This window comes from Rhodococcus sp. P4_B6, from assembly GCF_056402215.1.
In genome coordinates, this window is record NZ_JBFUHV010000011.1 from 63,302 (window position 1) to 82,072 (window position 18,771).

The following is an 18,771-nucleotide window of genomic DNA, read 5'->3' on the forward strand; positions in this document are numbered from 1 at the left end:
GGCCGCATGACTGAGCCTGCCGCCGCGCATCCCACCCGACTCGAGCGTGTCCGCACCGACGCCGGCGCCGAGATCGCGATCCTGACGTTCGCCCACGGCCCACTGAACCTCTTCGATCAGGCGATGTTCGACGCCGTGCAGGCCGACGTCGCGGCGCTCGCCGAGGATCCGCCCCGGGCGGTGCTGCTGCGCGCCGACGGCAAGGTGGTCTCGGCGGGGGTGGACGTCCACGTGTTCGACGGGCTCACCGCGGAGCAGGGCGCGGACCTGTGGCAGGAGTTGTTCGCCGAGATCTGCCATCCGCTGGAGGCGCTGCCGTGCCCCGTCGTGTACGCGGCGCACGGACTGACGCTGACCGCCGCCTTCGAGATCGCCCTCGCCTGCGACATCATCCTCGCCGCGCCCAAGGCGAAGTTCGGACTGGTCGAGACGGTCGTGGGGCTGACCCCGTCGATGGGCGGTCCGCAGCGGCTGGCCGAGCGGGCAGGCTCCGGCCGCGCCCGGGAACTGGTGATGACCGGCGACCTGTACGACGCCGCGACGCTGCACGCGTGGGGTGTGGTCAACGCCGTCCACGAGGACGTCGACGCGCAGGCCCGCGCGCTCGCCGCACGCCTGGCGGACGGGCCGACGCGCGCACACGACGCCACGAAGCAGATCATCTCCGCGTGGCGATCGGGTGGAGTCGCCCACGCCGACTCGATCACGCCCGACGTGTCGGGTGCGCTGTTCGGGACCGAGGACCTCCGGGGTGCGGTACGCAGCTTCCTCGACGTGGGACCGGGCAAGGCGACGTACCGCGGGCGGTAGGCGTCGGCGATCCGCTCCCCGCAACTGTGACGGGCGTCATATAGTCGTGGCAAACGTCCCGGTCGCGCAGCGGAGGTGCAGATGTCGTCGTCCCTCGTCGAGTACCCGAGTAGGGGTCCGTTCTTCCGCGACGATCGCGTGGTCCGCGGTCGTGACGGCCTGCTCCGGTACGGCGGCCTCAACCCGTCGCTCACCGAACTGCTCGACATTTCCGTGCACCGCTACGCGGGCCGGGTCGCCGTCGAGGAGGACGGCGGCCGGTCACTCACGTTCTCGCAACTGTGGACGTCCGCGGCCCGGGTGGCGGGCGGGCTGAAGTCGAAGGGTGTCGAGATCGGCGACCGCGTCGCGGTCCGGCAGCCCATGGGGGTCCGCTGGGTGGAGGCGTTCCTCGGGGTGCTGCTCGCCGGCGGCGTGCCGGTCGGGGTGAGCCCGGCGCTCGACGACGCGCGGACCGGTCAGGTGCTCGCCGACAGCCAGTCGGTGCTGACCCTCGACGGCGAACTGCCGGAAGGTATCTCGTTCATCGACGACGGTGCGAGCCCGGACGAGCTGGTGCTGCTGTCGTACACGCCGGGCCCGTCGGAGTCCCCGAAGGGTGTGGAGCTGAGCAATGAGAACGTGCTCTCGACCATCGAATCCGTGCTCCACGCACGCGGGTTCAGCTCCGACGGACTGCGGAATCTCCTCGTCGAACCCGAACTGCACACCGTGGGATCGCTCGTCGAACTGCTCTCGACGCTGGTGGTGGGCGGAACGGTCCTGCTGACGGGGAGTACCGACGCGGCGTCGTGGCGAGGCACCGGAGCCGACGTGCTCACCGCGGCGCCCGCAGTTCTCCTGCGCGCCGTGGAGAGTTCGCGGGTGACGAGTTTCGGCCGGCGCGCGGTGCGCTGGATCGACTACAGCGGCTCGGGTCTGTCCCTCGACCAGTCGCAACTCCTCCGGCAAACATTTCCCGAGGCCAGACATTTCCTCGGGTGGGGCATGACCGAGACCTGCGGGGCCGGGCTGGCGTTGCCCGACGAGTGCGCTCTGACACACGCGGGCAGCGTCGGCGTCGCGTTCGGCGGGATGGAGGTGGCGCTCCTCGGGCCCGACGCCGGCCGCGGTGTCGGCGAATTGCTGTGTCGCGGTCCGGGAGTCAGCCGCGGCTACTGGAACCGCCCCGAGGTCACCGCGAAGACGTTCACCGGTGGCTGGTTTCACACCGGCGACACCGCGAATATCGACGGCGACGGCTTCGTCCGTATCGTCGACCGCGACACCGCTGCCTAGGTGGTGCGAAAGGCAGGTATCCACCCGTGAGCTCTCCCGTCGCCGAGCTGCACATGCACATCGAGGGTTCCCTCGAACCCGAGCTGATCTTCGCGCTGGCCGAACGGAATTCCGTGCAGCTGCCGTACGCGGACCTCGACGATCTCCGCTCGCGGTACCAGTTCACCGATTTGCAGTCGTTCCTCGACCTGTACTTCGCCAACATGCAGGTGCTGCGGACGGCCCAGGACTTCGCGGACCTCACCCGCGCCTACTTCGCGCGGGCGTCCGCGGGCGGCGTCGCGCACGTGGAGTTCTTCTTCAACCCGCAGGCCCACGTCAATCGTGGTGTCCCGCTGCACGACGTGCTCGACGGGATCATGGACGCGGTGAGCACCAGCGAGCGGGAGTTCGGTCTCAGCAGTGCCGCCATCGCCGCGATCCTGCGCGACCGTCCCGTGCACGAGGCGGAGGAAGTGTTCTCCGAGATCATCCGGTTGCAGACGCCGATCGTCGGGCTCGGACTGGACTCGGCCGAGGTGGGCAACCCGCCGTCGCTGTTCGAGGACGTCTTCGCCCGCGCCCGGTCGGAGGGGCTGCACGTGGTAGCCCACGCGGGCGAGGAGGGGCCGCCGGAGTACATCTGGCAGGCGCTCGATCTCCTCGGCGCCGAGCGAATCGACCACGGGGTGCGGGCGCTCGAGGATCCGGCTCTCGTGGCGCGCCTGGTGGACGAGGAAGTGCCGCTGACCGTGTGCCCGCTGTCGAACGTGCGGCTGTGCGTCGTCGATTCGCTGTCCGAGCACCCACTGCGGACCATGCTCGAGGCCGGCCTGCTCGTCACCGTCAATTCCGACGACCCCGCCTACTTCGGCGGGTACATCGACGACAACTTCGCGCAACTGCGGGACCAGCTCGGCCTCACCGACGCCGAGCGGGACACCCTGGCCCGCAACTCGATCAAGGCGTCGTTCGCGAGCGACGCACGCAAGGCGCAACTGCTCCGCGGCTGACGGCCCGGTCGTCAGTCCGTCAGCCCCGTGTCGCCGAGACTCGCGACGACGGCCAGGACGTCGCGGTCGCGGCCGTACGGCCCGACCAGGCACAGGCCCACGGGAACCCCGTCGTCGGTGCGCAACGGCACGGTCGCGTTGGGTAACCCCGAGATGCTCGCGAGGCACGTGAGCATGCCGGTGGCGCGCATCGTGTTCCGGAACCGTCCGCCGCTGGGGTCGCTCGCCCGCTCGGGGGCGACGGACGACGTGGCGGGCAGCAGGAGCAGGCGGTCACCCACATACGCGGTGACCGTCTGCGACGCCTCGGCGAGCATGGTCAGCTTCCGCCCGTACGTCGTCTCCCAGATGCGGCTGGCGTCGGCGAAATTGCGGCCGGGTTCGTCGCCGAGCGACGACATCGCCTGGCTCACCCACTCGCCGTGCAGCCGCCACGCCTCGTAGCCCTGCACATCGACGACGGCGTCGTACCAGTCGGGCAGCCGCCCGATGTCCGTGTCGGTCCACGTCAGCCGCGGAAGGGAACTCTTCTCCCACGCGGTGAGGGCGCGCCGCACCGCGCCGAGCGCCCCCGCCTCGGCGACGGCGTTGATGCCGTCCGAGGTGAGCGCGCCGCGGAACGGGGTCTCCGCGGTGAGGGGGAGAACGGCGCCGGACACCGCGACGAGGGTGTCGACGTCGCTGCACACCCACGCCGGGGTGTCGAACGTGGGGGACAGCGGGAACAGTCCGTCGGTGGAGACGGCGCCCCGGGACGGCGCGAAACCGTACAGGCCCTGATACGACGCGGGGATGCGGACGGAACCGGTGGTGTCGACGCCCAGTCCGATGTCGGCGGCGCCCTGCGCGACCGCACTCGCGGCCCCCGACGTCGCGCCGCCGGGCAGGCGGTCCTCGGCGCGGGGGTTGGGCGGCGTCCCGAACTGCTGGTTGACGCCGGAATGTCCGTAACCGAGGTCGTCGGTCTGCGTCAGACCGACGACGCGGGCGCCCTGCCCGAGGAGGCGTGCCACCACCGCGGCGGTACCGGTTTCGACGGGCGCCTCGGCGAGTTTTCGCCCGCTGCCCGCGCCGATCTGCTGTCCCGCAACGGCATACAGGTCCGTCACGGCCAGTCGCATACCGGCGAGGGGTCCGTCGCCGGTCGGGGCGACCAGCGGATCCCCCTGCACGCGCCACGTCGCCTTGTCGACGGGCGTGAACTCGGACACCGCTCCGCCACTCGGAACGGACAGGCCGTCGGGCAGCGGCGGAACCTCCGGATCGTGCAGGCGTTCCCCGCAGGCACCGAGTATCGCGGCACCGAACGCCGCCGCCCCGGAGGCACCCGCGACGCGAAGGAAGTTGCGACGGTCGAAAGATCGACTGGGGGCCACCTAGTCCACGTTAGCGACCGAGGACGGTCCGGAGGTACGCGTTGTCGAACATTCGCTCGGGATCGTACTTGTCGCGCACGGCGAGGAACTCGTCGAAGTTCGGGTATACGGGCCGCAGGTCCTCGGCGGTGCGGCCGTGCATCTTGCCCCAGTGCGGCCGCCCGTCCGCCTCCCGGGCGATGGCCTCGACGGCGGAGAAGTACGGCTCGTGGTCGCGGCGGTGATACTGGTGCACCGCGATGTACGCCGTGTCCCGCCCGTTCGCCGTCGACAGCCACACGTCGTCTCCCGCGGCGAAGCGGACCTCGACGGGGAACGCGACCGTGAAATCGGACCTCTCCACCCACGCGTCGATCGCCACGAGAGTGTCGGGCAGTGCCTCGGTGGGTACCGCGTACTCCATCTCGCGGAACTTCACCCGGCGCTCCGACGCGAACACGCGGTAGCTGCGGTCCGTGAACTCGCGCGCGCTCAGCATGCGGGAGGAGAGCCGGTTGATCTTCGGAATCGTCGACGGCGCAAGGCTCGCCACCCTGTTGATGCCCTCGAACAGGACGTTGGAGAGCAGTTCGTCGTCGACGTAGGCGCGGACCGGGTGGAGAGGAGACGTCGGGGTGTCGCCGGGTAGCCGGGTGTTGCGCTTCGTCAGGACGCGGCGCGTGTGCGGGAACCAGTAGAACTCGAAATGGTCGACCGTGGCGCGGTCGTGGTCGAGACGGTCGAGGGTGGCATCGAGCGACTCCGGCTTCTCGACGGCGTGCATCACGTAGTTCGGCACGCACTGGATCGTGACCTTCGAGATAATGCCGACCGCGCCGAGGCCCAGGCGTGCCGCCTCGAACAGTTCGGGATTCTCGGTGGGGGAGCAGTCGGCCACCGAGCCGTCCGCCAGCACCACCTGCAGGGCGCGGACCTGGGTCGCGAGACCTCCGAAACGCGCTCCGGTGCCGTGTGTTCCGGTGGACAGCGCACCCGCGACGGACTGCACGTCGATGTCGCCCAGGTTGATCATGGCCAGACCGCGGTGCCAGAGTTGCTCGCTCAGATCGTGCAGTCGCGTCCCGGCGAGGACGGTGACGAGGGCACCCGCCGGTTCGTCGAGGGTGACGGATTCGATGCCGGTGAGGGCGTCGAGGCTGACGAGGATGCCGTCGGTGACGGCGACCCCGGTGAAGGAGTGGCCCGACCCCACAGCCTTGACCCGCTGTCCCTGCCGCGCGGCACCGCAGACGAGTGCGCGGAGGTCCGCCACCGAGCGTGGGGTCGCGAAGCGCAGCGGGTTCGCCGTCTCGGTGCCCGCCCAGTTGCGCCATGTGTCCTGTGCCATTCGCCCATCATGAACCTGGACGCTCGTCCAGGCAAATGCCGGGTTGGTCGGGCGTCCGTGTTGGTCGCGGGGGAGGCCCCCTCAGGTTCTACGATCAGAGGATGCTGAACAGGCTTCCTGCGGATGAACGTCGTGCCCAACTCGTCGAGTCGGCGCTGGCCATCGCGGAGCAGCGCGGCGTCGCGTCGGTCACGGTGCGTGCCGTGGCGGAGGAGGCGGGTGTCTCTCTCGGTGTGGTGCACTACTGCTTCGAGAGCAAGGAGGAGCTCCTCGCCGCAATGGGCGAGAGCCTGGTTCTGCAGCTCAGCGCGTCGATGCGGCTGGCGTTCGGTCAGGTGCGGCACGCGCCGGACCTGCGCGGGATCGACGGTCTGCGTGAACTGCTCCACATCGGGATCAGCGGGATGTGGCCGATCATCGAGGCCACCCCGGACCGTCAGTTGCTGACGTACGAGATCACCGCGCAGGCGTTGCGGCACCGGGCGTCCGGGAGCGAGCGGGCAGGCGATATTGCCGGTCAGCAGTACCGGACGATGGACGAGGAGGCGATCGAGTTCCTCGCCGAGTGCGCCCGGATCGCCGGCGTCGGCTGGGGCACTCCGGTCGAGTCGATCGCGCGGTTCGGGCTGGCCATGCTGGACGGGCTCGTGCTGCGGTGGCTCGTCGACCGGGACAGCGAGGCGATGATCGCGGCGCTGGACGAGATGGTGCAGGTGATCACGGCCAAGGCGGTCGAGCAGGCCTGATCCGGTCCACGCGATCTGGACAATCGTCCAACTCGATGGTTGACTGGCGTCGCAGATCGATGCCCAACGATTGGACGAACTGTGACGCCCACGCTCGACCGTCTCATCGCCTCGACCACCGAGATCGACCCGCCGTTGGCCGCGCTCGACCTGCCCACGCTGCGTGCCAACGCCGCCGACCTGGTCCGGCGCGCCGCCGGCACCCCGGTCCGGGTCGCCAGCAAATCCGTCCGCTGCCGTGCGGTACTCCAGGTCGCGCTCGGTGAGAATCTCACCGCGGCCGGCGGCTTCCACGGGATCATGGCGTACTCCCTCCGCGAGGCGATCTGGCTCGCCCGGCACGGCGCGCAGGACATCCTCATGGGCTACCCGACCGCCGACCGCGGGGCCCTCGCCGAACTGGCGGCCGAACCCGAACTGCTGAACCGGATCACCCTCATGGTCGACGGCGACGGCCACCTCGACTTCGTGTCCGCTGCCGCCGGCGCCACGTCCCTCCGGGCCCGGCTGTGCATCGACGTGGACGCGTCGCTGCGACTCGGACCCGTCCACATCGGGGTCCGCCGTTCCCCGCTCCGCGAACCGTCCGCCGTCGCCGCGTTCGCGAAACGCGCCGCCGCGCGCGGGTTTGCGGTTGTCGGAGTCATGTTCTACGAAGCGCAGATCGCGGGACTGCCCGACTCCAGCCCGCCGATCGGCTGGATGAAGCGGGCGTCCGCCAGGGAACTCGCGACCCGTCGCGGCTCCGTGGTGAACGCCGTGCAGTCGGAAGTCGGGGTACTCGAGATCGTCAACAGCGGCGGCACCGGCTCGCTCGAGGTGAGTTCCGCCGACCCGGTCGTGACGGAGGTGACCGCCGGTTCCGGTCTGTACGTGCCCACGCTCTTCGACCGGTACCGCTCGTTCCGCCCGCACCCGTCTCTGTACTTCGCCCTCTCGACGGTCCGGCGGCCTGCACCCGGCATCGCGACGCTGTTCGGCGGCGGCTACATCGCCTCCGGACCCGCCGGGCGCAGCCGTGTGCCCGCACCGATGTGGCCGACGGGTCTGAAGCTACTGCGCAACGAGGGCGCCGGCGAGGTGCAGACCCCCGTGACCGGAAGAGCGGCAGCCGATCTCGGCATCGGCGACCGGGTGTGGTTCCGGCACGCAAAGGCCGGCGAGCTGTGCGAGCGGTTCACCGAGGTGCACCTCGTCGAGTCGGACGGATCCCGCACCGCCGCGCCCACCTACCGCGGCGAGGGTCAGTGCTTCGGCTGATCGGTGAGCCGCATGAAGGCACCCAGTTCGGTCAGTCCTTCCGGGGTGCTCGGCATGTACTGGGTCAGCGATTCCGATCGGACGATGATCGCCGCCCACTTGCCGCGTGAGACGGCCACGTTCATCCGGTTCCGCGACAGCAGGAACGACATGCCGCGCGGCACGTCCTCGATCGCGGACGCGGTCATCGACACGATGGCGACGGCCGCCTCCCGCCCCTGGAACTTGTCGACCGTGCCCACCTCGACCCTGTCGAGGCCGACGGCGGCCAGATCGCGTTCGATCAACCCGACCTGCGCGTTGTACGGCGCCACCACCAGGATGTCGGACTCGTCGAGTGGGCGGGTGCCCTCGAATTCGCTGGGGTCGGTCCAGCCGGATCCGAGCAGCTTCGTGATCCGGTTGACCACTTCCCGCGATTCCTCGGGGGATTGGGTAGCGTTGCCCTGGTGGTCGACGAAGACGGTGTGCACCCCGGCGTCCATGCCGTCGAGTCGTCTTGCGGCACTGGCCGATTCCTGCGAACGCAGCTTGCCGTCGTACGACAACGTCGAGACGGGAGCACACAGCTGCGGGTGCATCCGCCACGTGCGTTCGAGGAAGTAGCCCCGGCTCGCGGGCAGCGCCCCGTGACCCTCGGCGAGCCACCCCAGAGCCGACGCGTCCACCGGTTCCGGATGGGTGCCCTGGCTGACCTGGGGGAGCTGCTGGGGATCGCCGAGCAGCAGGAGATTGCGGGCCGCGCCGCCCACCGCGATGGTGTTGGCGAGAGCGAACTGCCCGGCCTCGTCGATGACCAGCAGGTCGAGGCTGCCGGGCAGAACGCGGTCGGTGTTGGCGAAATCCCAGGCGGTTCCGCCGATCACGCAGCCCGTCCCCTCCGCCTGGTCGATGAAGCCGGGGTAGTCGTTGGAACTGATGTCGGTCCATGTCGCGGCGCGATGCCGCCCGTCCTTCTTCGCGACGAGTTCGGCGGGGAGCCCGGCCTTCACGACGCCGCCGAGCATGTTCTCGATCACCGAATGCGATTGCGCGACCACACCGATCCGCCAGTGGTGCTGCTCGACGAGTGCCTTGATCACCCGGGCCCCGGTGTACGTCTTGCCGGTGCCGGGCGGACCCTGCACCGCGACGTACGAGTTCTCGAGGTCGAGCAGGGCCGCGGTGATCGCGCCCGCGTAGTCCGTGCCGTCGACGGGCGGGAGCGGATTCCCGCTCCGGGTGCGCGGATCGGACCGCCGCAGGATGTCCACGGACGCGCACAGCGGAAGCTCCGGCAGCGGTGAGCACATGCCGTCCGCGGCCACCGCGATCGCCGATTCGATGCGGTCGGTCGTGATCGGTGGCCCGGGGGTGATCGCCGTCGGAAGTTGCCCGTACTCCTCGCCGTTCAGAAGTTCCTCGACGATCACCACGTCGCGGCGGCGGCCGTCCTTCCCGACCTCGAGCACGTTGACGGTGCACGTACCCCGCTGCTGCGGGTTGTCGCCGGCAACCGACTCCGGTGCGGGAGTGTCGTACAGCGCGTACATCGTGGTCTTGGGTCCCACCGTGCTCCCGGTGCCGAACCGGCCGGTGAGCTCGAGACGCCGGCGCAGCTTGCGTTGCCGGGGGCTGCTCTTGTGCCAGTTCTCCTCGACGACCGCGGACGACACCACCAGGACGTCCCGGATGTCCGACAGTTCGTCGTGCGGCACGACCAGCCGATCGAAGTGCGCCCACCAGAACGGTTTCCGCTCACGCCGGTGATAGCCGACTGCCGCCGCCATGAGGGCGGCGGCCTGCTGGTCGTGGCCCCGGTGCTCGCTCGGACCGTGCCCGGCGAATTCGCGCAACGCCGCCTCTGCGGGCGTGCATTCCTCGGTCACCGGGGTGGGTCCGTCGCCCGGTGGCCGGAGGCCCACGCCGTGCGTCCGCGCCTGCCCGATCAGCCAGTCGCGCAGCCGCAATGTGGAATCGCAGTCGTACTGGTTGTAGTCGGCGATGCCCTGCAGCAGTGCACCGGCCTCCTCGTCGCGGCCGTTGTCCCGGTGATCGCAGTAGTCGGCGTACGCGACCACCGACGCGGCGGCATTGGTGACGTCGCCGTCGCGCGGCTGCTCCGGCATGTACAGCGGTTCGAGTTTCTTGATGCTGTAGGACCGTTCGCCGATCCGCAGGCACCCGCGCACCACCGGGTACAGGTCGACGAGGACGTTGTCGCGCAGCAGGGTGTCGACGGTCTCCTCGCCGACGCCGTGCCGCCCCGCCAGCCGCAGCAGCGCGGACTTCTCGTACGCGGCGTAGTGGTAGACGTGCATGTTCGGGTACCGCTGACGACGCGCCGTCACGTAGTCGAGGAAGTCGACGAGCGCCTGCCGCTCCTCCGCGCGGTCGTGCGCCCAGAACGGCCGGAACACGGCGGCGCCGGCGGGACCCTCGACCACGCCGAAGAGGTATTCGAGACCCCAGTCGGTGGAACCGTTCTCGGCCCACAGCGGGTCTCCCTCGAAGTCGAAGAAGATGTCGCCGTCATCCGGTTCCGGCAGCCCACCCAGGGCCTGCGGGGCGTACAGCTGGAACTCGGGGGTGCCCGAGGACTCCTGCCGCAGCTGCAGGGCAGCCTGGGCGCGCAACGATTCGAGGGTGCGCTCGGGCAGCCCCTCGACGCTGCCCGCATGCGCGGCGAGCGCGTCGAGAGTGCCGATCCCGGCCGCGATCAGCCTGCTCCGCTGCGTCGAGCGCATTCCGGCCACCAGCAGGAGGTCGCGGTGCTGCTCGACCTCCGGAGTGCACGTGTCGCAGCGGCCGCACGCCGTGTACCGGGGGTCGCCCCACTCCGCGACCGACTGCTCGTCGCGGTGCTCGTCGAGAATCCGTTCGAGCGAGGAGCGTCGCGCGGAGTACACCGGGACGATGTCGCCGAGCGGGTGCGCGGAGTCGCTGTCGTCGCCGAGCCGCAGGTGGACGTCCGGGGACGTCGGAATGCCGTTGCCGGCGAGGGCTTCCGCGTAGGCGGCGAGCTGGAGGAGAGCCGGCACCTTCGCGTGCCGCGACAGCTTGGTGTCGTAGACGGCGTACGTGTCGCCGTCGCGGACGAGGAAGTCGCAGAAACCCAGGAAGCGGCCGTCGAAGAACGTGCCCTGGTACACGACGTCGGCGCCGCCGCGGATCGCCTCCACGGTGGCCAGGTTCGCGTCGAACAGGCCCACGGTGGTGTACTCGGGCCGGTCCATCGTGACCACCCCGTCGCCGTACTCGGTGCGGAACCGCTCGAGCCGGCGATGTTCGTGGGCGTCGCCCAGGCTCGACGTCCGTCGCAGCATCGGATCGTTGTCGACGGACGTGGAGGTGGTGCCGGCGCCGCCGAGCCCGAGCGTGGCATCCAATCGACGCAGCAACGCGAACTCGCAGGTGGCGGCCGCGGCGAGGTCGCTGGCGCTGTAGACGATGGTGTCGTCGAGGAGGAACACAGCTACGTCCCCAGTTCTGCCGGTGAGTTCACCCGGCCGATTGTGCCATCGGGGTGCGACACGTCCAGAATGGCAGCCATGCCCTTCTTCGACGGCCACTCCGGACGAGTCCACTACCGGCACTGGAGCGCGGTGGGAGGACCCGTCGTCCAGCTGGTGTTTCTGCACGGGATGGGGCAGCACACGGGGCATTACCACCGGTTCGCGCGCGGGCTGACGCCGGCGGGAATCGGGGTGTGGGGAATCGACCAGGCAGGTCACGGCCTGTCCGAGGGCGACCACCCCGGCACCGTCGCGGAGCTGGCGGAGGACGCCGCGCTCGTCAACCGCCTCGCGGAGCAGCACGCGCCGGACGTCCCGCGCGTGCTGATGGGGCACTCCCTCGGGGCCGCCGTCTCGATGGAACTTCTCCTGCGCGGCGACTCCGGATTCCGGCGCGCGATTCTCTGCGGGACCCCGAAGACCGCCGCCGTGCAGCAGACGGCGGACGCGCTGGGTTCGCTGGAAATCCCGTTGCTCGCGGTGCACGGCGTGGACGACCGCATGGCCCCGATCGATCCCGTCCGGGACTGGGCGGCGGGCATCGCGGGCCTCGAACTACGGGAGTTCGACGACGCCGGACACGACCTGCTGCACGAGAAGGTCCACGCCGCCGTCACCGCGGTGGTCCGCGATTTCGTGCTGGGCGCTGCGCGCCCGTGAGCGGCTGAGGAGTGCAGGGACTCCGTAACCACTCACGGGCGGCGGAGCCGCTTACGCGTAGATGGCCTCGATGGCCGCGCCGTGCTCCTTGTGGATGACGTTGCGCTTGAGCTTCAGCGTGGGCGTGAGCTCACCGGTCTCCTGCGTGAAGTCGACCTCGAGGATGCGGTACTTCTTGATCCGCTCCGGGTTGGACACCTTCTTGTTGCCCTCGGCGACGGCCTCGTCGATCTCGGCGACCAGGTCGGGGTTCTTCACCAGTTCGGACACCGGGGTGTCGGCGGCCAGCCCGTGGCGTTCCTTCCAGCCCGGGAGGGTCTCGGAGTCGAGGGTGATGAGCGCGCCGATGAACGGCTTGCCGTCGCCGACCACGAGGCACTGGCTGATCAGCGGGTGCGCGCGGAGGGCGTCCTCGAGGACCGCGGGCGCGACGTTCTTGCCGCCCGCGGTGACGATGATTTCCTTCTTGCGGCCGGTGATCGAGATGTAGCCCTCTTCGTCGATCGAGCCGAGGTCGCCGGTGTGGAACCAGCCGTCCCGGATCGAATCCGCGGTGGCCTGATCGTTGTGCCAGTACCCGCCGAACACGACGGGACCCTTCAGGAGCAGTTCGCCGTCCTCGCCGATCTTGGCGGCGTGGCCGTCGATCGGCTTGCCGACGGTGCCGACCTTCTGTGCGCGGGTGGTGTTCACCGAGATGGCGGCGCTGGTCTCGGTGAGACCGTAGCCCTCGTACACCGGGACGCCGATGCCGCGGAAGAAGTGACCGAGGCGTGCACCGAGCGCGGCGCCGCCGGAGACGGCGCGGTCGCACTCGCCGCCGAGCGCGGTGCGCAGCTTCGAGTAGACGAGCTTGTCGAACAGGGCGTGCTTGAGCTTGAGGCCCAGCCCGGCGCCGCCGGTGTCCTGCGCCTCGCTGTACGCGATCGCCGTGGCCGACGCCTTCTCGAAGATACTGCCCTTGCCGCCGTCGTACGCCTTCTGCTTGGCGGAGTTGTAGACCTTTTCGAACACGCGCGGCACCGACAGGATGAAGTGCGGCTTGAACGCGGCGAACTGGTCGAGCAGCGTCGTGAGGTCGGCGGTGTGCGCGACCGTGACCTTGGCGTCGAACGCCCCGAACGAGATGGCGCGGGCGAAGACGTGCGCGAGGGGCAGGAACATCAGGGTGCGCCTGCCCGCGTACATCGCGTCGCTGAGCGCCAGCTTCACGGCCGCGGACTCCGCGTAGAAGTTGGAGTGCGTCAACTGCACGCCCTTGGGGCGGCCCGTGGTGCCCGACGTGTAGATCAGGGTCGCGGGGGACGACGCGCGCACCTGGTGGCGACGCTCGTGCAGCTGCTCGTCGGTGACGCTCTCGCCGCGCTTCGACAGTTCCTCGATCGCGCCCGCGCCCTCGATCTGCAGGACCTCGCGCAGGTCGGGGGCGCCGTCGGTGACGACCTTCAGCGCGTCGGCCTGCTTCGCGTTCTCGACGACCAGCAGCGACGTGCCGGAGTCCTCGAGGATCCACTTGGCCTGATCGGGTGCGGACGTTTCGTAGATGGCGACGGTGCACCCGCCCGCCGTCCAGATCGCGTAGTCGATGACGACCCACTCGTACCGGGTCGCGGAGAGGATCGCGACGCGGTCACCGAGTTCGACGCCCGAAGCGATGAGGCCCTTCGCGACGGCGGAGACCTGCTGCGCGAACTCGGCTGCGGTGACGTCTACCCACCCACCGTTGCCCGGGCGCTTGAACGGAACGAACTTCGGATCTTCCTCGGCATGACGGAAGACCGTGTCCGCCATGGAGGCGTCCTCCGGAATTGAGAACGACTGCGGTACCGAGAATTCACGCACTATGACCCCTCCACTGAAACGACATGACGGATGTGCATTCGATCACATTTGTCCTAGTTTCGCACCAGGACCGATGTCCGTTATGTGTATTTCTGTTCTGACCAGCGGAGATTAGTGTAACTCGGCGTAAACTGATAACTCAGGCGGCCTCTTCGAGGCGGCGCGAGTTGGCGGACAGCCAGCGCCGGATCGCGTAGTTCAACTGGTCCGGATCGACGCCGAGCTCCGTCGCGGTCGCCTCGAGAATCTCCTCGGCCAGGCCGTCGTCGGTGGCTTCCGAGATGCCGAGCGCGCCGCTGATGAAGACGTCCGCCACCCGGTTCGGCCGCACCCCGGGGATCCCGGCGAGCATCAGGAAGTGCGCCCACGTGACGTCGCTGCTCTCCCCGCACACCTCGATCCACGCATCGTGGATTTGCTCCAGGGCGGCTTCGTCCCGGGCGGCCTCGAGGAGGTCGTCGATGCTGTTGATCCGGAGCTGGTGGAGTCGCTCCGCCGCCAGCTGGATGTGGCGCGCCTCGATCGGCACGCCGGTGGCGGTGTACCGCCGCTTGTACGAGCCGACCTTGCCCGCCCACTGATCCGAGCTGCCTGCCTCCTCGAACGTGCGGAGCAGGTCGCGGGCGCCGTCGGTGAGGGGCTGATCGGGGTGTGCCCGCCGGTACGCCAGGTAGCGGTCGACGACGGCGACCTCGCTGTGCCCGGCGCTCGACTGCACCGATTCGATGATGCAGAGCGCGAGGCTGTGCCGGTAGGCATCGGAGGTGACCCAGCCGGACGGGTCGCCCAATCGGTCGCGGCACGCGGAAACGACGGTTTCGACGGTATCGGCAGAGACGGTCACGAGATCCTCCAAAGGCAGTCTGTTCTGTGCTCTGTCCGGTGTATCGACAGGGCCTCCGGGAACGTTGCACTGGAGCTGAAGATTCCTCGAGAACGACCGTCAGCGGGGCGTCAAAAGGTCTGTGACCTCGCTGTCCGAGAGTTGATGGAAATCGGCGTACGCGTTGCCGACGCCGCCGAGATCGGCTGGGGTGTAGGGGCAGACCACCTCGTCGGCGGTTACGCGCAGCCGGCCGACGGCCTCGGGAGCGGCCACCGGGACCGCGACGATCACCCGCGCCGCGCCCAGCTTCTTCACCGACTGGCAGGCCACCGCTGCGGTCGCGCCTGTGGCCATGCCGTCGTCGACGAGAACGGCGATGCGGCCCCTCAGCGACGCCCGCGGCCTGCCGCCGCGCAGCACCCGTGCCCGCCGCTCGAGTTCGTGGCGCTCCTTCGCCTCCACCATGGCGAGCGACGTCTTGCTGACCCGGGCGATGCGGAGAACGTCGTCGTTGATCACCCGGGACTCGCCCTCGCCGATCGCGCCCATCGCGAGTTCCGGCTGCCACGGGACGCCCAGTTTGCGGACGAGCACGACGTCGAGGGGTGCCGACAGGGCCGCGGCGATCTCGAATGCGACGGGGACGCCGCCGCGTGGCAGTCCGAGCACCACCAGGTCGGTTCCGCGCAGGTGGTCCAGTGCGGCGGCCAGTCGGCGACCGGCGTCGGCGCGACTGGTGTACAACATCGAACGCTCCGTGATCGTGGAGAACGGCTCGTCTCCGACGCTACTCCCGATCGGGGCGCTCAGATCTCGCTGACGGTGAATCGGCGCAGGGCGAGGGCGGGATTCTTCTCCCGCACCTCGGTGATCCGCTCCGCATCGACCGCCGCGACCGCGGTTCCCACCCGCTCACCGAGCGAAACGAGGGTCACACCCATCGGGTCGACGATCATGCTGTTCCCGGCCCCGGTGCGCGCGCTCTGATCGGCGGCCGCCACGTACACGGTGTTCTCGATCGCGCGCGCCCGGATCAGGGTCGACCAGTGATCCTCCTTGAGCGGCCCGGGCACCCACTGCGCCGGCAGCAGCAGCACGTCGGCGCCCGCGTCGACGATCCGCCGGGTGACCTCGGGGAACCGGAGGTCGTAGCAGGTCTGCATTCCGAACGTGAGGCCGTCGACGGCGAACGTCTCCGGGGCGCCGATCTCCCCGGCGCGGATGACGTCGGATTCCTTGTAGCCGAATGCGTCGTACAGGTGGAGTTTGCGGTACGTGGCGACGATGTCGCCGCCGGGCCCGAGCGCGACGAGGGTGTTGGAGATGCGGTCGTCCCCGGGCAGCGCCTCGTTGACTCCCGCCACCAGATGGACGTCGAGTTCCTTTGCGGTCGAGGCCAGCCCGCCGACGAACTCGCCGTCCAGGGCCTCTGCCGATTCGACGATCCGCTCGTCCGTTCTGGGCGCCGTGAACATCGCGTACTCCGGCGCCACCACCACCTTCGCGCCGCGGCCCGCGGCCTCGGCGGCGAGCGTCCGGACCGTGCGCAGGTTCTCCTGCTTGTCCTGACCGGGAGCGAACTGAATGACAGCGACATCGACCATGCCGTCCACGCTAGGCGACGACCGCGCGGCGGGTGTCTCCCGTCCCGGTCGCCGCCGATTTCCGCGGCGTGGCGTTGCAGTGTGGACTCGTGCACTAAACTGCTGGTCAATGAGTGATATCGAGCGTGACCCCGAACCCCCCACTTTTGCCGACCTCGACATCGACGATCGGGTCTTGAAGGCACTGTCCGATGTGGGCTACGAGTCGCCCTCGCCGATCCAGGCCGCCACCATTCCGCCGCTCCTCGCAGGCAACGACGTCGTCGGCCTCGCGCAGACCGGCACCGGCAAGACCGCTGCGTTCGCGGTACCGATCCTCTCGAAGATCGACCTGACGCAGAAGTCGCCGCAGGCGTTGGTCCTCGCGCCGACCCGCGAACTGGCCCTGCAGGTCGCGGAGGCGTTCGGCAAGTACTCCGCCCACATCCCGGGCCTGCACGTCCTGCCGATCTACGGCGGCCAGAGCTACGGCGTCCAGCTGTCGGGGCTCCGGCGCGGGGCGCACGTCGTGGTGGGCACGCCCGGCCGGGTGATCGACCACCTGGAGAAGGGCACCCTCGACCTGTCCAAGCTCTCCTACCTCGTCCTGGACGAGGCCGACGAGATGCTGAAGATGGGGTTCCAGGAGGACGTCGAGCGCATCCTCTCCGACACCCCCGAATACAAGCAGGTCGCGCTGTTCTCGGCCACCATGCCGGGCGCCATCCGCAAGATCTCGAAGCAGTACCTGCACGATCCGGTCGAGATCACGGTGAAGTCGAAGACGTCGACGGCGTCCAACATCTCGCAGCGGTACGTCCAGGTGGCGCACCAGCGCAAACTCGACGCCCTGACGCGTGTCCTCGAGGTCGAGGACTTCGAGGCCATGATCATCTTCGTGCGCACCAAGCAGGCCACCGAGGACCTCGCGGAACGACTGCGTTCGCGGGGCTTCTCCGCCGCGGCCATCAACGGTGACATCGTGCAGGCCCAGCGTGAGCGGACCATCGGCCAGCTCAAGAGCGGCGCCCTCGACATCCTCGTGGCCACCGACGTGGCCGCGCGTGGCCTCGACGTCGACCGCATCTCCCACGTCGTCAACTACGACATCCCGCATGACACGGAGTCGTACGTCCACCGGATCGGCCGCACCGGTCGCGCCGGGCGCGCGGGCGAGGCGCTGCTGTTCGTGGCGCCGCGCGAACGGCACCTGCTCAAGGCCATCGAGAAGGCGACCCGTCAGCCGCTCGCCGAGATGCAGCTGCCCAGCGTCGACGACGTCAACGCGCAGCGTGTGTCCAAGTTCGGCGACTCGATCACCGAGAGCCTGACCTCCGACAACCTGGCGTTGTTCCGCAAGATGATCGAGGACTACGAGCAGGAGCACGACGTTCCGCTCGCCGATATCGCTGCCGCGCTCGCGGTGCAGTCGCGTGACGGTGAGGCGTTCCTCATGGCGCCCGAACCGCCGCCCGCGCCCCGCCGTGAACGTGAACCCCGTGAACCCCGCCCGCCGCGCCGTTTCGACGACGGCCCTCCGACCCGCTCGCGCGGACCGGAAGGCCAGGAGCTCGCGACGTACCGCATCGCGGTCGGCAAGCGGCACCGGGTGGTGCCGGGGGCGATCGTCGGTGCCATCGCGAACGAGGGCGGGCTACGGCGCAGCGACTTCGGGCACATCAGCATCCGCCCGGACCACAGCCTGGTGGAATTGCCCGCCGACCTGTCCAGCGAAACCCTCGAGGCTTTGCGCCGCACCCGGATCTCCGGTGTGCTGATCCAGCTGCAGCCCGACTCGGGGCCGCCGTCGGGTCGTCCGGGCCGTGGTGGCCGCGACGACCGGGCCGGCGGAAAGTTCCAGCGCGACCGGGACGACAGGAAAAGGCCGCGCGAGTAGTCCTCGCGCGGCCCTGACCGGGGTCCCCGGCGGTTACGCCGGGGGAGCGGGAGCCGGGGCGGGCTGCGCAGCCTCGGCAGGCAGCGGGCCCTCCTCGGGAACGAAGAACGAACCGACGGTCGGCAGCACGTAGCAGGTCGCGCTGGTGTAGTCGACGGTGCCGAAGATCGATGCCACGACGGTGCCCGCGCCCGTTGCCACCACCTTGTTCAGCGCGGGGTAGCCGTCTTCCGTGAGCCCGTCGAGGGGCAGGATGCCGCTGCCGCCGGTGCTCGTGTTGATCCAGGCGACGTTCAGTCCCGACGACTTCACGACACCGGGATAGGCGGAGAGGGCCTGGAAGCTGATCTCGTGCGCCTTCACCTCGGCGGTGGGCCCGGTGGTGCCCGACGCCAGCGTCAGCGTGACCGGTGCGAGGGTGCCGCATCCCACGGTCGGTGCGGTGTAGAAGAACGGTGTGTTCTCACCCGCGACGTCACGCAGCACGGTCGACGTGGCCAGCGCCTCGACCGCGGCCTTCTCCTCGGGCTTGTCGGCCTGGGTGCGGAGTTCGGCGAGTCCGGGGACGTCGGGGGTGGCCGGGTCCGCCGCTGCCGTGCCCGCGAGGCCGAAAGCCGCGATACCGACCGTTGCCGTCGCGATCGTGCGTCGCATCACGCTCATACCGTCCACCTGAACTC

General features: G+C 69.6%; 15 protein-coding genes. 7 read left to right on the forward strand and 8 right to left on the reverse strand.

Features of this window, described 5'->3' with window-relative positions:
* The first annotated feature begins 6 nt into the window (after window positions 1–6).
* The 3 genes from AC1DWT_RS07795 (at window position 7) to AC1DWT_RS07805 (ending at window position 3,080) form a co-directional block, all read left to right on the forward strand.
* The gene (locus tag AC1DWT_RS07795) at window positions 7–810 is read left to right on the forward strand and encodes an enoyl-CoA hydratase/isomerase family protein (protein ID WP_477920145.1); all 804 of its coding nucleotides are present in this window, start codon (window positions 7–9) and stop codon (window positions 808–810) included.
* A gap of 81 nt (window positions 811–891) precedes the next feature.
* Complete coding sequence (locus tag AC1DWT_RS07800) at window positions 892–2,088, forward strand: class I adenylate-forming enzyme family protein (RefSeq protein WP_072948337.1); 1,197 nt, start codon at window positions 892–894, stop codon at window positions 2,086–2,088.
* 26 nt (window positions 2,089–2,114) lie between these two features.
* Window positions 2,115–3,080 carry an adenosine deaminase gene (locus tag AC1DWT_RS07805; RefSeq protein ID WP_206015148.1) on the forward strand — a complete coding sequence of 322 codons (966 nt, stop codon included), beginning with the start codon at window positions 2,115–2,117 and terminating at the stop codon, window positions 3,078–3,080.
* Between the two features lie 11 nt (window positions 3,081–3,091).
* Here AC1DWT_RS07805 and AC1DWT_RS07810 read toward each other — a convergent pair whose 3' ends face one another.
* Together AC1DWT_RS07810 and AC1DWT_RS07815 are read right to left on the reverse strand one after the other, a co-directional pair.
* On the reverse strand, window positions 3,092–4,456 hold the full coding sequence (locus AC1DWT_RS07810; protein ID WP_477920147.1) for an amidase family protein: 1,365 nt from the start codon (window positions 4,454–4,456) through the stop codon (window positions 3,092–3,094).
* Between the two features lie 10 nt (window positions 4,457–4,466).
* On the reverse strand, window positions 4,467–5,783 hold the full coding sequence (locus tag AC1DWT_RS07815; RefSeq protein WP_477920148.1) for a D-arabinono-1,4-lactone oxidase: 1,317 nt from the start codon (window positions 5,781–5,783) through the stop codon (window positions 4,467–4,469).
* A 101-nt stretch (window positions 5,784–5,884) separates the two neighbouring features.
* On the opposite strand from AC1DWT_RS07815, the gene AC1DWT_RS07820 reads away from it, so the two are divergent.
* A complete protein-coding gene (locus AC1DWT_RS07820; protein ID WP_072948343.1) occupies window positions 5,885–6,529 on the forward strand; it encodes a TetR/AcrR family transcriptional regulator in 645 nt (214 codons plus the stop codon).
* A gap of 81 nt (window positions 6,530–6,610) precedes the next feature.
* Window positions 6,611–7,789: an amino acid deaminase/aldolase gene (locus tag AC1DWT_RS07825; RefSeq protein ID WP_477920151.1), complete on the forward strand. Its 1,179-nt coding sequence runs from the start codon at window positions 6,611–6,613 to the stop codon at window positions 7,787–7,789.
* Here AC1DWT_RS07825 and AC1DWT_RS07830 read toward each other — a convergent pair.
* Window positions 7,774–11,241: a TM0106 family RecB-like putative nuclease gene (locus AC1DWT_RS07830; protein ID WP_477920153.1), complete on the reverse strand. Its 3,468-nt coding sequence runs from the start codon at window positions 11,239–11,241 to the stop codon at window positions 7,774–7,776. The two genes, AC1DWT_RS07825 and AC1DWT_RS07830, sit on opposite strands and share 16 nt — an antisense overlap.
* A gap of 78 nt (window positions 11,242–11,319) precedes the next feature.
* Here AC1DWT_RS07830 and AC1DWT_RS07835 point away from each other — a divergent pair, with 78 nt between their 5' ends.
* Window positions 11,320–11,943, forward strand: a complete 624-nt coding sequence (locus tag AC1DWT_RS07835) for an alpha/beta hydrolase (protein WP_477920154.1) — start codon at window positions 11,320–11,322, stop codon at window positions 11,941–11,943.
* Between the two features lie 51 nt (window positions 11,944–11,994).
* On the opposite strand, the gene AC1DWT_RS07840 is transcribed toward AC1DWT_RS07835, so the two are convergent.
* The 4 genes from AC1DWT_RS07840 to AC1DWT_RS07855 form a co-directional block, all read right to left on the reverse strand.
* Window positions 11,995–13,785: an AMP-dependent synthetase/ligase gene (locus tag AC1DWT_RS07840; RefSeq protein WP_072948349.1), complete on the reverse strand. Its 1,791-nt coding sequence runs from the start codon at window positions 13,783–13,785 to the stop codon at window positions 11,995–11,997.
* A 139-nt stretch (window positions 13,786–13,924) separates the two neighbouring features.
* Window positions 13,925–14,629, reverse strand: a complete 705-nt coding sequence (locus tag AC1DWT_RS07845) for a heme peroxidase (RefSeq protein ID WP_072948405.1) — start codon at window positions 14,627–14,629, stop codon at window positions 13,925–13,927.
* A gap of 99 nt (window positions 14,630–14,728) precedes the next feature.
* Entirely contained in the window at window positions 14,729–15,358 is a 630-nt protein-coding gene (locus tag AC1DWT_RS07850) for a phosphoribosyltransferase (RefSeq protein ID WP_072948351.1), read from the reverse strand.
* Between the two features lie 59 nt (window positions 15,359–15,417).
* Window positions 15,418–16,215: a carbon-nitrogen hydrolase family protein gene (locus tag AC1DWT_RS07855; RefSeq protein ID WP_072948353.1), complete on the reverse strand. Its 798-nt coding sequence runs from the start codon at window positions 16,213–16,215 to the stop codon at window positions 15,418–15,420.
* Window positions 16,216–16,324: 109 nt separating this feature from the next.
* Here AC1DWT_RS07855 and AC1DWT_RS07860 point away from each other — a divergent pair, with 109 nt between their 5' ends.
* Window positions 16,325–18,091: a DEAD/DEAH box helicase gene (locus tag AC1DWT_RS07860; protein ID WP_072948355.1), complete on the forward strand. Its 1,767-nt coding sequence runs from the start codon at window positions 16,325–16,327 to the stop codon at window positions 18,089–18,091.
* A gap of 33 nt (window positions 18,092–18,124) precedes the next feature.
* On the opposite strand, the gene AC1DWT_RS07865 is transcribed toward AC1DWT_RS07860, so the two are convergent.
* On the reverse strand, window positions 18,125–18,754 hold the full coding sequence (locus tag AC1DWT_RS07865; protein WP_072948357.1) for a hypothetical protein: 630 nt from the start codon (window positions 18,752–18,754) through the stop codon (window positions 18,125–18,127).
* Between the last annotated feature and the right edge of the window lie 17 nt (window positions 18,755–18,771).